The organism is Paraburkholderia acidisoli (assembly GCF_009789675.1).
Lineage (GTDB): Bacteria > Pseudomonadota > Gammaproteobacteria > Burkholderiales > Burkholderiaceae > Paraburkholderia > Paraburkholderia acidisoli.
In genome coordinates this window covers 1088719-1104826 of sequence record NZ_CP046914.1, presented here as the reverse complement: position 1 = coordinate 1104826, position 16108 = coordinate 1088719, and the positions used below count along the sequence as shown (strand labels likewise).

Annotated in this window: 5 protein-coding genes; 3 read left to right on the top strand and 2 right to left on the bottom strand. The window is 69.9% G+C overall.

Translation table 11 applies throughout. The annotated features are described in order from the left end of the window. Positions 1-249: 249 nt before the first annotated feature. The gene (locus FAZ98_RS19025; protein ID WP_158952837.1) at positions 250-10278 is read left to right on the top strand and encodes an AIDA repeat-containing protein; all 10029 of its coding nucleotides are present in this window, start codon (positions 250-252) and stop codon (positions 10276-10278) included. Positions 10279-10389: 111 nt separating this feature from the next. Here FAZ98_RS19025 and FAZ98_RS19020 read toward each other — a convergent pair whose 3' ends face one another. Then, on the bottom strand, positions 10390-11391 hold the full coding sequence (locus FAZ98_RS19020; RefSeq protein ID WP_233272739.1) for a glycerophosphodiester phosphodiesterase family protein: 1002 nt from the start codon (positions 11389-11391) through the stop codon (positions 10390-10392). A gap of 115 nt (positions 11392-11506) precedes the next feature. Then, positions 11507-12115, bottom strand: a complete 609-nt coding sequence (locus FAZ98_RS19015; RefSeq protein WP_158952836.1) for an MlaC/ttg2D family ABC transporter substrate-binding protein — start codon at positions 12113-12115, stop codon at positions 11507-11509. A gap of 207 nt (positions 12116-12322) precedes the next feature. On the opposite strand from FAZ98_RS19015, the gene hpnN reads away from it, so the two are divergent. Together hpnN and FAZ98_RS19005 are read left to right on the top strand one after the other, a co-directional pair. Continuing rightward, positions 12323-14950: a hopanoid transporter HpnN gene (gene hpnN / locus FAZ98_RS19010; protein ID WP_158952835.1), complete on the top strand. Its 2628-nt coding sequence runs from the start codon at positions 12323-12325 to the stop codon at positions 14948-14950. Beyond that, entirely contained in the window at positions 14947-16095 is a 1149-nt protein-coding gene (locus tag FAZ98_RS19005; RefSeq protein ID WP_158952834.1) for an MlaA family lipoprotein, read from the top strand. The genes hpnN and FAZ98_RS19005 overlap by 4 nt, the downstream gene beginning before the upstream one ends. Positions 16096-16108: the final 13 nt, after the last annotated feature.

Sequence of the window (16108 nt, the reverse complement as noted above, 5' to 3'; positions counted from 1 at the left end):
CCACGCTTCCCGCCAGCAGGACACCACCCAGACACGAGCGACATCGCATGCCGATGGCCGCGGCCGCATCGACGCTCGTCGCCTGAATACACCGGAATGCCGTCCACCGAGAGACGGTTTGCACGAGAGACCAACGCCTCGTCGGGCGCGCACGCGCCTCGGGGCGATACACCGTAGTCAACAACAATGAAGCCGATTACCTTCCGCCGTAAATTCTGCCAACACGTCTTCGGCAATCGCCGTCGTCGCGTGTCTCGCCTGCTCGCGGGCCTGTTTTCGCTGCTCGGGCTGCATGCGGTCATCGCCACGCCCGCGCTCGCGCAAACCTCGAATCCGCCGAGTTTCACCGCCGACGTCACGAGCGGCCACACCGTCATCGGCGAAACGGTGACGAGCGGCACGCAAGCCATCGAGAACGCCGGGTCCGCGATCAGCGTCAGCGTCGGCGACAGCGGCCTGCAGTTTGTTTCCGCCGGCGGCAGCACGAACGCCACGAGCGTGAACAGCGGCGGCACGCAAACCGTGCGCGGCACCGCCACGGCAACCACGGTCTACGCGGGCGGCACGCAGAACGTGTCGAGCGGCGTGGCCTCCTCGACCACGGTCAACTCGGGCGGCACGCAAAACCTCTCGGGCGGCACGGCCACCTCGACCACGATCAACGCGGGCGGCGCGCAAAACCTCTGGGCCGCCACCGTGACCTCGTCGACGGTGAATGGCTCCGAAGACGTGTATTCGGCCGGCCACGCCAACTCGTCGACGATCAACGGCGGCGGCATGCAGACCGTGCACAGCGCGGGCAGCGCGGCCACCACCGTCGTCAACTACGGCGGCGCCCAGGTCGTGCTGGGCGGCGGCACCGCCACGGGCGTGACGGTCTCGGGCGGCGGCCACGAAGTCGTTTCCGCCGGCGCCTACGTGAGCGGCCTCACGCTCTCGTCGGGGTCGACGCTGGCCGCGACCACCTCGGGCACGATCTACGGCACCAACGCCAACGGCACCAGCTTCAGCACGACGGGCGGCGCGGCCACCGGTTACGTGCTCACCGACGGCAGCAAACTCGACGTGCTTTTGGGGCAACGCTCCAGCGGCACCGTCGTGAGCGCGGGCGGCAACGAAAACGTGTTCGTCGGCGGCTCGGCCGCGAACACGCAGATTCTGGGCGGCACGCAAAACGTGAGCGGCGGCACCGCGACCTCGTCGACGGTCACGAGCAACGGCACACAGAACATCACGGGCGGCTTCGCGACTTACTCGAACGTGCGCAGCGGCGGCACGCAAACGGTCTCGGGCGCGGGCACCGCGGTCTCGGCCACGGTCAGCTCGGGCGGCAGCCAGGTCGTATCGAATGGCGGATCGGCGTCGTTCACCACGGTCGGCTACGGCGGCAGCCAGAGCGTCGCGGGCGGCACGGCCACCTCGACCACGGTCAACTCGGGCGGCAGCGTGGGCGTCTCGAGCGGCGGCACGCTCAACACGGTGCGCGTGAACTCGGGCGCTTCGGTGAACGTGCAGGCGGGCGGCTATGTGAGCGGCTCGGTGCTGAGCGGCACCAACACGTACTACGCCACGCAGTCGGTGGCGGGCGTGGAAAGCGGCACCACGGTCGGCCCGGCTTCGGTCGACACGGTGCAGGCGGGCGGCGTCGCGAACGCCACGCTCGTGAGCGGCACGTACGCCACGCAATACGTCAACTCGGGCGGCGCGACCAACTTCGCGGTCGTCTCGAGCGGCGGCAACGTGGACGTGCGTTCGGGCGCGAGCGCGACCTCGGGCACCGTGAATTCGGGCGGCACCTTCACGGTCGAGTCGGGCGGCACGGCCACCGGCATCGTGCAGAACGCGGGCGGCGGCCTCGTGGCCACGACCTCCTCAACGGTGCTCAACGGCACCAACACGCGCGCGGACAACGGCAACGCCTTCACGATCCAGGACAACGTCGCGTCGCACACGCAGATCGTCGGCACCGGTCATCTCACGGCGCTTTCGGGCGGCACCGCGCAAGACACCATGTACTCGGCGGGCGGCATTCTCCAGGTGGACGCGGCCGGTACCGCCGATGTCGTGAGCCAGGGCTCCGGCGGCCAGATCATCACCAATACCTCCGCGACGATCACGAACGCGTCGACCACGGCGAGCGGCAGCTTCTACGTTTCGAACAACGTGGCGTCGAACGTGGTGCTCGACGGCGGCGCGGCCAAGCTGACCGTGAACAGCGGCGGCTTCGCGAGCCAGACCACGCTGATCGCCGGCACGCTCCAGGTGGACGCGGGCGGCTCGGCCGACGTGGTGTCGCAAGGCGCCGGCGGCGGCCTCATCACCAACACCTCGGCGGTCATCACCAACGGCACGAACCGCAACGGCAACTTCACGGTGTCGGGCAACGTGGCGAGCAACGCGGTGATCGAATACACCGGCGTACTCACCGTGCTGTCGGGCGGCAGCGCGACGGTCACGGAGGTGGGCAGCGGCGGCAACACCATCGTCAACAGCGGCGGCATCGCCACGACCACGCGGGTCGACAACAACGGCCGCTTCGAAGTGGATGCGGGCGGTCTCGCGGACGGCGTGGTGGTCTCGGCGGGCGGCGCGCTCGTCACCAACACCAACGCGACCATCGTCAACGCGAGCAACAAGAGCAGCACCTTCACGGTAAGCGGCAACGTCGCCACCAACGTGATCCTCGAAAACGGCGGCCAGCTGACCGTGCTGTCGAGCGGCACCGCGTCGAACACGCTCGTCAGCAGCGGCGGCAATCTCACGGTGTCGGGCGGCGTGGCCAACAACGCCACGATCACGTCCTACGGCACGGCCGTCGTGAGCGGCGGCACGCTCAACAGCGCGGTGGTGAGCAGCCTCGGCACGCTCACCGCGGCGGGCGGCGTGACCAACGACACGGTTGCATCGACGGGCGGCACGGTCTACGTGCGCGGCGGCGTGACCAACAACACGACCATCGGCAGCGGCGCGGTCGAATACGTCTCGGGCGGCGTGGCGAGCGGCACGACCGTCCAGACGGGCGGCGTCGAAAACGTGACCGGCGGCACGACCAGCGGCACGCTCATTTCGGGCGGCACCCAGAACATTTCGGGCGGCACGACCTACGACACGAACTTCCGTAGCGGCGCGCTCAACGTGTCGGGCGGCGTGGCGAGCAACACCAGCGCGGCCACCGGCACGACCGTCAACGTGGTGGGCGGCACGACCGTGGGCACGCAACTGGCCTCGGGCTCGACCGAAGCCGTGACGAGCGGCACGGCGAACAGCACCGTTGTCAACAGCGGCGCGACCCAGACGATCGCGCAGTACGCGCGCGCCTCGGGCACGCAAATCCAGGGCGGCGGCACGGAAACCGTGAGCGGTTCGAGCTATGGCGCGGTGGTGTCGTCGGGCGGTCACCAGAACGTCAACGGCAGCGCCGCCAGCACGACGGGGGCCACGGTGCTCGCGGGCGGCACGATCGCGCTCGCCAACAGCGCTTCGGCGAACAGCGCGCAAATCCAGGGCGGCACGCTCTCGGTTGCCACGGGCACGCGCGCGTCGTACAGCAATGTCACCTCGGGCGGCACGCTGTCGATCCTGAACGGCGGCTCGGGCAGCTACAACACGGTCGGCTCGGGCGGCACCGAAGTCGTCTCCAACGGCGGCGTCGCGACCGGCGACAGCCTCGTGGGGGGCACCCAAACCATCCAGTCGGGCGGCGTCGCCAAGTCGACCACCATCGGCCTGAACGGCGAACAGGACGTACTCGCGGGCGCGGTGGCGAGCGGCACGACCGTTTCGTCAGGCGGCCTGCAAGACGTGAGCGGCGGCGTGGCGAGCGGCACGACCGTGCAAGGCGGCACGCAGTCGGTGGAAGCTGGCGGCGTGGTGTCGTCGACCACGATCTACAGCGGCTCGCAAACCGTCAGCTCGGGCGGCACCGCGAGCGGCACGGCCGTGTACGGCGGTATCGAACAAGTGCTCGCGGGCGGCCACGCCTCGGGCGGCACGGTCAATGGCGGCGGCACGGTCGCGGTGGCGTCGGGCGGCGCGGTATCGGGCCTGACGATGAATTCCGGCGGCGCGCTCACGCTCACGGGCGGCGGCACGGCGCTCGGCGTGACCGAAAATTCCGGCGCGATTCTCACCGCCGATACGGCGGGCCTGCTCTCGGGCACCGGCCCGAACGGCTCGTCGTTCCGTATCAGCGCCAATGTGGCCTCGGGCGTGCAGATCATGAACGGCGGCAGCCTCACGGTGCTGTCGGGCGGTTCGTCGCTCAACACCGTGGTCGGCAGCGCCGGCCAGGAAAACGTGCAGTCGGGCGGCGTGACGAGCGGCGCGAGCGTGCAGGCGCACGGCACCCAGCAGGTTCAGGCGGGCGCGCGAGCCGTTTCGGCAACGGTCGCGGGCACCCAGACCGTGGATGGCACCGCCAGCGGCACCATCGTGACGGCGGGCGGCAACCAGAACGTCGACGACAACGCGAGCGCCTCCGGCACCGTGATCAAGACGGGCGGCACGATGACGATTTCGGCGGGCGGCGCATCGACCAATGCCGTGATCTCGGGCGGCACGCAAAACGTGCAGAACGGCGCCACGGCGTCCGGCACCACCATCAGCGCGGGCACGCAGACCGTGGACGGCATGGCGACCGGCACGGTCGTGAGCGGCGGCACGCAGAACGTGAGCGCGGACGGCGAGGCCGACGGCACGCAGCTCTACGCGAACGGCTCGCAAAGCGTGCTCGGCACGGCCAACTCGACCTCGGTGCATTCGGGCGGCACGCAAACCGTGAGCGGCGACGGCTATGCCGACAGCACGCAGGTGCTGGCGGGCGGCGTGGCGAGCGCGGTGTCGGGCGGTTCGCTCGGCGGCACGGTGGTTTCCAGCGGCGGCCGGGCGATCCTCGGCGACGGCGGCTCGTCGTTCGCGACCACGGTGCTGTCCGGCGGCGCGCAGAGCGTGCTCGCGGGCGGCGAAGCCGACTTCACCACCGTCTCGGGCGGCGGCCGTCTGAACGTGACGGCCAACGGCAGCGCGGGCGCGGCTTCGGTGCTGAGCGGCGGCACGCTGGCGGTTTCGGCGGGCGCCACGGCAACGGATGTCGATCAACGAGCGGGCGCGGCACTGATCACCGACACGGGCGCGAACGTCGACGGCCAGAACGCCAACGGCGCGTTCTCGATCATCAGCGGCGTGGCGAGCAACGTGCTCGCCGAAAACGGCGGCTCGCTCAACGTGGCCTCGGGCGGCAGCGCGCAAGCCACCACGGTGGGCTCGGGCGGCACGCAGAACGTCGCTTCGGGCGGCGCGGCCAGCGGCACGCTGGTGTCGAGCGGCGGCACGGAAACGGTCGCCAACGGCGGCAGCACGAGCGCCACGACGGTGTTCTCGGGCGGCACGCAAGCAGTCGCCTCGGGCGGCGCGGCCAGCGGCTCGGTGCTCTCGGGCGGCGCGCAAAACGTGGCGGGCAGCGCGACGGATACGGTCGTCGCGGGCGGCGGCACGCAAACGCTCCTGAGCGGCGCCAGCGCCGACAACACGAGCGTCGGTTCGGGCGGCGCGCAGGTGCTGAGCGGCGGCGTCGCGAACGGCACGACGGTCACGACGGGCGGCATGCAGATGGTCTCGGCGGGCAGCGCGGTCGGCACCGTGCTCTCGGGCGGCAGCCAGGGCGTGGGTTACCTCGGCTCCGCCAGCGACACGACGGTGGGCAGCGGCGGCACGCAAACGGTCGCGCTCGGCGGCACGGCCACCGGCACCGACGTGCAGTCGGGCGGCGCGCAAACCGTCTTCATGGGCGGCACGGTCGCGTCGGCGCATATCGAAAGCGGCGCGCAGCAGAACGTCGGCGCCGGTGGCGTGGCGTCGGGCAGCACGGTCGATGCGGGCGCGACGCAGGTCGTCTCGGGCACGGTGGTCGACACCGTGCTGTCCGGCACGCAAACGCTCTACGGCAATGCTTCGGGCACGACCGTGGCGGGTTCGGGCGCGCAACAGAACGTGATGTCGGGCGGCTCGGCCACGGGTGGCAGCGTCGACGACGGCGGCACGCAAACGGTCGCTTCCGGCGGCACGGCCGACGGCGCGGCGATCGGCGCGAGCGGCACGCAGAACGTCTCGGGCACGGCCACCAACACGGTCGTCTCGGGCGGCGCGCAGAACGTCGCAACGGGCGGCGTCGCGATCGGCGCGACCTTCGACGGCGGCACGCAAACCGTCTCGGGCACCGCCAGCGGCACCACGCTCAACGGCGCGACGCAAACCGTCGCGGCGGGCGGCACGGCCGCGGGCACGAGCGTCAACAGCGATTCCGTGCAGACGGTCGCGAGCCTCGGCTCGGCAACCGGCACGACCGTCAGCTCGGGCGGCGCGCAGAACGTGCTCGCGGGCGGTGTCGCGAGCGGCACGTCGCTGGAAGCGGGCGCGCAACTCACGCTCACGGGCGGCGGTCTCGTCGACGGTCTCGATCAGCAGGCGGGCGCCACGCTCGTCGCCGATACCTCGGGCACGATCCTGCACGGCAGCAACACCTCGGGCGCCTTCTCGGTGCAGAACAACGTCGCCTCGGGCGTACTCGTCGAAAACGGCGGCGGCTTCACGGTGCTCGCGGGCGGCAGCGCCTTCGGCGACTACGTGGGCAGCGGCGGCACGGAAACGGTCGCCTCGGGCGGCATGGCGAGCGGCACGACGGTCTCGGGCGGCACGCAAAGCGTGGCGGGCACGGCCAGCGGCACGGTCGTGGGCGCGGGCGGCACGGTCGACGTGGCCTCGGGCGGCGTCGCCAACGACACGCTCGTCGCGAGCGGCGGCGCGATGCACGTTTCGGGCGTGGCGAGCGGCACGCAGATCGGCGCGAGCGGTACCGTCGACGTCGCTTCCGGCGGCCACGCGAACGCCACGCAGATCACGAGCGGCGGCACGCTCACGGTGTCGTCGGGCGGCGCGGTCAGCGCCACGCAGATCGGCGCGGGCGCGCTGGAAACGATCGCCTCGGGCGGTCTCTCGCAGGACGCCACGGTGTCGAGCGGCGGCACGCAGTCGGTCGCGGCCGGCGGCACGGCGAGCGGCACGACGGTGTCGGGCGGCGGCTTGCAAGACGTGCAATCGGGCGGCGTCGCGGCGGGCACGCAAGTGCAGTCGGGCGGCTTGCAGAACGTGCAGGCGGGCGGCAGCGCGGTGCTCACGCTGGTCGGCAGCGGCGGCACCCAATACGTGCAGACGAGCGGCACCGCGCTGAACACGACGGTGGCGAGCGGCGGCACGCAGAACGTGGCCTCGGGCGGCATCGCCTCGGGCACGCTGGTGAGCGCGGGCGGCACGCAGAACGTCTCGGCGGGCGGCAGCGCGGGCGCGGTCACGGTCGCGAGCGGCGGCACGCAGTACGTGTCGTCGGGCGGCGTGGCAAGCGGCGTGGCGGTCACCGACGGCGGCACGCAGTCGGTCGTCTCGGGCGGCGCGGCGAGCGGCACGAACGTGTCGAGCGGCGGCACCCAGGCGATCTCGTCGGGCGGCAGCGCCACCAGCTCGGTGGTGTCGAGCGGCGGTTCGCAAACCGTGGTCTCGGGCGGCGCGGCCAGCGGCACGCTGGTGCTCTCGGGCGGCCAGATCACGGTCTCGAGCGGCGGCACGGGTGGCAGCATCACCGTGCTCGGCGGCGGCTCCGCCACGGTCACGGACGCGGGCAGCGCCACCATCGCGCAAAGCGCGGGCGCGGCCTTCACCGGCAACACCTCGGCCAGCGTGAGCGGCAGCAACGCGAGCGGCGCGTTCCAGGTGGCGGCCAATTCGGCCAGCAACGTGCTGGTCGAAAACGGCGGCACCTTCACGGTGCTCTCGGGCGGCGTCGCGCACGGCACGAACGTCGGCTCGGGCGGCACGGAAGTCGTCTCGGCGGGCGGCCTCGCGCAAGGCTCGCTGATCTCGGGCGGCACGCAAACCGTCTCGTCGGGCGGCGGCGCGGTGAGCGCCACGGTCAGCGGCGGCGGCACCCAGCAGATCGCGGCGGGCGCGAGCGCGCAAGGCACGCTGGTTTCGGCGGGCGGCACGCAAACCGTGGCGGGCGTGGCGAGCAGCACCACGGTCGCGGGCGGCGCGCAGAACGTCTCCTCGGGCGGCGTCGCGCAAACCACCGTGGTGTCGAGCGGCGGCACGCAAACCGTCTCGTCGGGCGGCGTGGCCAACCAGACGACGCTCGCCACGAGCGGCACGCAAACGCTGCTCGAAGGCGCGGTCGCGAGCACCACGGTCGTCAACAGCGGCGGCACGCAGAACGTGCTGGCGGGCGGCGTGGCGAACGACACGACCATCAACGCGGGCGGCTTGCAGTATGTCGACGGCGTAGTCATGGGCTACGCGAACAACGCCGTGGTCAACAGCGGCGGCGTGCAGCAGGTGGCGTTCGGCGGCACGGCCACGGGCACGCTCGTGAACAGCGGCGGCTTGCAGGAAGTGCAGGCCGACGCCATCGCCAACCAGACGACGCTCGCGGGCGGCACGCAGGTGGTCAGCTCGGGCGGCACGGCCACCGACACGACCGTCGACGCGGGCGGCACGCAGCTCGTGCACTCGGGCAGCACGGTGTCGAACACCGTGGTGAACAGCGGCGGCACGCTCACCGGCGACGGCGACGTGGCCGGCGTCACGGTCACGAGCGGCGGCCTCGTGCAGAACCTCGCGAGCGCGAGCCAGGGCATTGTCGCGAACGGCGGCACCGTGCAGGTCGATACCAGCACGGCGGCGAACGTGGCGGTGAACGCGGGCGCCACGCTCTACGGCAGCGGCACGCTCACGGGCAACGCCACGATCAACGCGGGCGGCACGCTCGCCGCGAAGACGCCGGGCAGCCAGTTCCATATCGCCGGCAATCTGGCGATGAACGACGGCGCGCAGTTCGTGGTGAGCGCGACGGCGGCGGGTCAGGCGGGCAGCGTGGCTGTCAACGGCGACGTCACGCTGGCGGCGAGCGGCACGAACGGCGGCGCGAAGGTCGTCGTCAGCGCGGGTCCGGACAACTGGAAACCGAACACGACGGTCGCGATCCTGACGTACACGGGCACGCGCACCGGCGAGTTCGCGGGCGTCACGACCGACTACGCGTACCTCGCGCCCACGCTGAGCTACGCGGGCCAGGAAGTGGATCTCACGCTGAACATCGCGTCGATCTTCTGGCAGACGGGCCTGTTCGCGGGCTTCGGCATGGTCGGCCAGAACCAGAACCAGTTGCAGGTGGCGAGCGCGCTCAACCGCATCTACGCAAAGGGCGCGGGCGGCAACGACGTCACGGCGGCCTTGCTGATGCAATCGACGGCGGGCGCGCGCAGCGCGCTCACGCAGATGGCCGGCGACGAAGGCGCGAACCTGCTGCGCGTGGCGCGTCAGAACACCGAGGCGCTGCAGAACACCGTGGGCGATCGCCTGACGGCGGCTTCGATGGCGCGTCCGTCGAACGATCTGTGGGCGCAGGTGCGCTACGGCCAGTCGCACAATTCGGGCGATTCGTCGGTCGGCAGTTCGGCGCTCGACGTGCGCACGAGTTCGCTCACGATCGGCTACGACCGCGTGGTGTTGCGCGACGTGCGGGTGGGCGTGGCCGTGGATGCGGACTACAGCGATCTCGGCTTCAACGAGCCGGGCGCGAGCGGTCATGCGAACGGCTGGCAGGCACTCGTGTACGGCGCGTGGACGCCGGCGGAACAACCGTTCTTCGCCCGCGCCATGGTGGGCACGGGACGCTGGGCCGACTCGGTGAACCGCTCGGTCACGCTCGGCACGCTGAACGGCAACCCGCGCGGCAGCGTGCAGACGCAATCGACGACGGCTTATGCCGAAGGCGGTCTGAGCCTGCATCTGCGTGACGACATGACGCTGCAACCTTACGTGGGCGTGCGCTTCGGCCACTACGGCCAGGCGGGCTACACGGAAAGCGGCGGCGGTCTGTTCGATCTCGCCTACCAGGGCACCGGTCAGGCGGCCACGACGGGCGTGGCGGGCGTGCGCTACCTGTTCACGCAGCAGCGCAGCGGCGGCGGCACGAACACGTGGGAAGTGGACGCGAACGTGCAGCAGCGCTTCGGCAGCACGAGCCAGACGGTCAACGCGTCGTTCGCGAGCGCGCCCGACTATGTCTACCAGGCGGGCGGCACGCCGCTGGCGCGCACGATCGCTCACGTGGGCACGGGCGGCGAGTGGACGGTGGGCAAGCACGCCTCGGTGTTCGCGCGCGTTTCGGCGGACCTCGGCAACCACGAGCAGAACTACAGCGGCGTGGCGGGCTTGAACTGGAAGTGGTAAGCGGCTGGCTGATCTGAAGTCGCGTTAAAAAAGGCGCAACGGTTTCACGACCGTTGCGCCTTTTTCTTTGTGTCGATGTCGACAGATAACGCGCGCCTTATCGACGCTAATTCAGCGACACGAATCTTCACGAAATGTGTCGCGCGCCCGCGTCATGCGACGCGGCGAATCGGCGAGCACGGCATCCACGCCCGCGCATGCGGCCGCGCGATAGTCGGCCTCGTCGTTCACGCCGATCGCGACGATATGCACGTCGGGCCGGGTGCGAAAGCACTGCACGGCGCGCGCGCTCCAGAGTTGCGCGTCGGGGACTTTCGAATGCGCTTCGCCCAGCGTGTAGTGCTCGGCAACGTCGAGTTCGCGCCGCCATTCGAACGCGGTCCATGCGCCCGCGGGCGGCGGCGCTTCGCAACGCCGCGCGAGCGCGAGCGTCACGAGCCGCGTGCGCGTGGCGTCGCGCGCCTCGAACACGCGCGCCTGCGGCCACGCGGCGAACGCGCGCTGATAGTCCGCTTCGGTCGAATAGAGGAGCACGCGCGGCCACGCGTTCGCCGCGTCGAGCACCTGCGCCACGGCACGCGCTTGCGGCGCGGCGGGCAGCGCCTTCATGTCGAGGATCACGGGCACGTTGGGCGGTATCGCGGCGAGCGCGGCGGCGAGCGTGGGAATGGGCGCGGGCGTCCGGCGCCAGGGGTCGTTGGCGTTGCCGTTGGCATCGGCGGATTGAAACCGCCAGCCCGCGTTCACGCGCGCGAGTTCGGCGGCCGTTTTCGCGGCCACGGGACCGCGCGCGTCGGTGAGCGCGGCGAGATCGGCGGGGCGATACAGCACGGGCACGCCGTCGCGGCTCAGCTGCACGGTGAGCCAGATCGCGTCGGCGTGATGGGCGAGCGCGAGGCGGATCGCGGCGAGCGTGTTCTCGGGCGCGTCGCCGGTGCCGCCGCGATGCGCGATCACGAGCGGCGCGCGCGTGGGATGGCTCGACGGATCCGTCGACGAAACGACCGGCGAAGTCTCACGATGCGCCGGGCCGCTCGTGCAGGCGGTGACGCAAACGCTCGCGCCGATCGCCATCGACATGACAAAACACGCGGACACCACGCGAGCGCGCATGAAAAAAATCCTGTGTGGAAGCCGGAAGCCCCGCTGCAAACGAGACGGGCGGCTCGCATTGCGAAGCCGCCCGTTATGACACCGACACGTGCGCAGACGTGTTGAAGTACGGTACTTAACTGCGCGCGTTGTGATCGATGAGGAACTTGATGAGCCCGTCGATACCGCCCTTCGCGATCTGGTCGGCGAACTGCGTTTGATACACCTGGATGAGCCACGCGCCCATCATGTTGATGTCGTAAATCTTCCAGCCGTTGCCGCTCTTTTCCATGCGGTAGTCGATGGCGTCGTCGCCGCCGTTGCTGATGACGTGCGATTGCACCACGGTGTCTTTCGCGTTCGCGCCCGTGTTGGACGGCACGAACTTGAAGGTGACCTGCGTGTCGCGAAGCTGCGCGAGCGACGAGGCGTAGGTCTTCACGAGCAGGAGTTGAAATTGCTCATAGAGCTTCTGCTGTTGTTCGGGCGTGGCGGTGGTCCACGCCTTGCCGATGGCGATACGCGTGGTGCGCTGAAAATCCGTGGCCGGTACGAAATGGGTCTCGACCACTTGCGTGATCTTGTTCATGTCGCCGCCCTTCGCTTGCGGATCGGCTTGCATTGCCTTCACGGTGCCTTCCACGGCAGCTTTCACGACGGCGTCCGGCGAGGACTGCGCGAAAGCGGCGGTCGATGCGCCCGTGAGACAGGCTGCGGCGAGAAATGCGGTCAAGTAACGTTTCATACGCTCTTCAGGAACAGTGAGAATCAGGCGCCGGCCCGGCGCGGCAGTCCCGCGCGACCGGCTGGGCCAGTATAACGGCTTTGACGCATGCGCTCTTTGGGCGCCGCCGCGCCCCTGCATGCGCACATGCCGCGTCACAACGGTCGGGGCCGGTATACTTGAGCGCTTCGCGTCAAAAAACTTAATTGACAAGGCCCCCTCGCCTGTATGTTGAAGCCATTCATCGTTCACCTCGTCGCCTGGTCGGTGCGCCGCGCGGCGTGGGTCATCACACTTGCGATCGTGCTTGCCGTTCTGTCCGGCGTGTACGTCGCGAAGCATTTCAAGATCAACACGGACGTCAGCGGTCTCGTCGAGAACAACGCCGAGTGGGCCGCGCTCAGCGACGCCAAGGACAAGGCGTTCCCGCAACGCGCCAGCTCGCTGCTGGTGGTGGTCCAGGCCGACGCGCCTGAACTCGCCGACGCCGCCGCCGACAAGCTCGCCCAGGCGCTCAAGCAGGACACGCGCGAATTCAGCTCGGTGTCGCAGCCCGCGGGCGGCCCGTTCTTCGAGCACAACGGCCTGCTGTTTCCGTCGACGCAAACCGTGCTCACCACCACGGGCCAGCTCGTGCAGGCGCGGCCGCTCGTCAATCAGCTGGCGAAAGACCCGAGCCTCGCGGGCCTCGCGGGCACGCTCACGACCACGCTGCAATTGCCGCTCACCATCGGCCAGGTGAAATTGCCGCAAATGGCGCACCTGCTGGGCAGCGCCGCCGACGTCGTCGACCAGGTGCTCGCGGGCAAGCCCGCCGCGTTCTCGTGGCGCGCGCTCGTCGACAAGGACGCCGCCGCCAAGCCCGCGTTCTCGTTCGTGACCGTGCAGCCCGTGCTCAACTTCGCGGCGCTCAAGGCGGGCGCGAACGCGGCCGAAGCCATTCGCGCCTCGGCGGCCGCGCTGCATCTCGACACCGAATACGGCGCGCACATCCGCCTGACCGGCGAACAGCCGCTCGCCGACGACGAATTCGCCTCGGTGCAGGAAGGCGCCGCGCTCAACGGCATCATCACGGCGATCGTCGTGCTCGTGATCCTCTGGCTCGCGCTGCGCTCGGGCCGCCTGATCGGCGCGGTGCTCGTCACGCTCGTGGTGGGCCTCGTGGTCACGGCCGCGCTCGGGCTCATGATGATCGGCTCGCTCAACATGCTCTCGGTCGCGTTCATGGTGCTGTTCGTGGGTCTCGGCGTGGACTTCGGCGTGCAGTTCGGCGTGAAGTACCGCGAAGAACGCTTCCAGGACAACCGGCTCGACGCGGCCATTCTCAAGACGGCGCGGCTGATCGGCCTGCCGCTCACGCTCGCCGCCATCGCCGTGGCCGAAAGCTTCTTCTCCTTCATGCCCACGGCCTACAAGGGCCTCTCGGAACTCGGGCAGATCGCCGGCGTGGGCATGTTCGTCGCGTACTTCGCGAACATGACGCTGCTGCCCGCGCTCATCAGCGTGTTCAAGCCGAAGGGCGAGCGCGCCTCGCCGGGCTTCGCGTTTCTCGCGCCCGTCGACCGCTGGCTCGCCGAGCATCGCAAGCCGGTTCTGATCGGCACGCTCGTGGTCGTGCTGGGCGCGTCGCCGCTGCTGCTGCACTTGCGCTTCGACTTCAATCCGCTGCATCTGAAGGACCCGCATACCGAGTCGATGGCCACGCTCATCGCGCTCAAGAATTCGCCCGTCATTTCGATCAACGACGTGAGCGTGCTCGCGCCTTCGCTGGCCGAGGCCGACCAGATCGCCGTGAAGCTCGCGAAACTGCCCGAAGTGGGCCGCGCGGTCACGCTCAGTTCGCTGATCCCCACGGAACAGCAGCAAAAACTCATGCTGATCTCGAGCGCCTCACAGCAACTGATGCCCGCGCTCACGCAGCAACCGTCGTCGCCCGTGACCGACGCGGTGCGCGTGGACACGCTCAAGCGCGCAGCCAACCAGCTCGCGCTCGCGGCCGGCGATCATCCGGGACCGGGCGCGGCCGAGGCGAAGCATCTGTCCGATTCGCTGATGAAGCTCGCCGCCGCCAGCCCGGCCACGCGCGACGCCGCCGAGCGCGCGTTCAGCCTGCCGCTCAAGCTCGCGTTCGCGCAGCTCGAACGCCTGTTGCAGCCGACCGAAATCACGCGCGAGAACCTGCCGCCCGAGATGGTGCGCGACTGGGTGGCGCCGAACGGCCAGGCGATCGTCGACGTCGCGCCGCGCGTGCCGCCGGGCGTCGATTCCAACGACGACGCGATGCTCGCGCGCTTCTCGCACGCGGTGAAGCAGGCGGAGCCGCGCGCCATTGGCGGCCCGATCTCGATCCTGCACTCGGCGAACGTGATCATTCTCGCGTTCCTCCAGGCGGCGGCCTGGTCGGTGCTGCTCATCACCGCGCTGCTGTGGATCACGCTGCGTCATTTCGGCGACGTGCTGCGCACGCTGATCCCGCTGCTGGTTTCGGCGCTGGTGACGCTGGAGTTGTGCGTTGTGTTCGGTATCCAACTCAACTTCGCGAATATCATCGCGCTTCCCCTGATGCTGGGGGTGGGCGTCGCGTTCAAAATCTATTTCGTGATGGCATGGCGCGCCGGTCAGACCGGCCTGCTGCATTCGAGCCTCACGCATGCGGTGCTATTCTCGGCCGCGACCACGGCCACGGCGTTCGGCAGCCTGTGGCTTTCGCATCATCCGGGCACGTCGAGCATGGGCAAACTGCTCGCGCTGTCCTTGTTCTGCACGCTGATCGGCGCGGTGGTGTTCCAGCCGGTGCTGATGGGCAAGCCGCGCGCGAAGCGCGCACGATCGGATATTCAGGGGATCGACCGATGAAGAAAAATTACGCCGCGCTCACCATGGCGGCGGCCAGCCTGACGCTCCTCGTGACGTCGGGTTGCGCCACAGGTCCCGACCGCAAACCGGGCGACCCGTTCGAACCCGCGAATCGCGCCATTTTCACGTTCAACGACGCACTCGACACGCACATCGCGCAACCGATCGCGAAGGGCTACCAGAAGGTCACGCCGCAGCCGCTGCGCCAGGCGATCACGAACTTCTTCTCGAATATCGGCGACGTGAGCAACTTCGCCAACGACGTGCTGCAGTTGAAGATCACCGACGCCACCGAAGACCTCATGCGCCTCGCCATGAACACGACCTTCGGTCTGGGCGGTTTGATCGACTTCGCGACGCCCGCCGGGCTGCCCAAGCATCACCAGGACTTCGGTCTGACGATGGGCCACTACGGCGTGCCGGCCGGCCCGTATCTCGTGCTGCCGCTGTTTGGGCCGAGTTCGGTGCGCGACGGCATCGGCATGGGTGTCGAAACGAAGTTCAACATCCTCAACTACATCGAGCCGGCCGTGCGCAACCCGATGTACGTGGCGCAGTTCGTGAGCGCGCGCGCCGACCTGCTGGGCGCGACCGACCTGCTGCAACAGGCCGCGCTCGACAAATATTCGTTCGTGCGCGACGCGTACCGCCAGCAGCGCCAGTCGCTGATTCGCGGCTCGCAGAGCAACAATGCGCCGCTGCCGGACTACGGCGATCCGGGCGATACCGGCGACGGCGACACCGCGAAACCGAACGGCGGCGCGGGCGGCTCGAGCGACAAAAACGGCTTGCCGAATTACGAGGATCCGGGCGAGTCGAACGGGGCTTCGGGCGCGGCGGGTTCGTCGGGTTCCTCGAATTCGTCGAATAGCAACGGGCTGCCGAATTACGAAGATCCGGGCGAATCGAGCGCGGGCGCGGCGGGTGCCGCGGCGGCGAGCGGCGCGGCGGTGAACGGTGCGGGTACGGCGGCAGGCGCCGGGCCCGGCGCGGCGGCAGCGGCGGGAACGGCTGGCGTGGCGGCGGCGGTGCCGGCTGCGGCGGCTTCCGCGCCCAAGGCGGCTTCGGCGGCTTCCGCGGCTCAGGCGGCTTCGGCCGTGAAGGCGGCGCCCGCTTCGGCGGCGTCGGCGGCCACGGCGCCTTGATGAGATCGCAAGA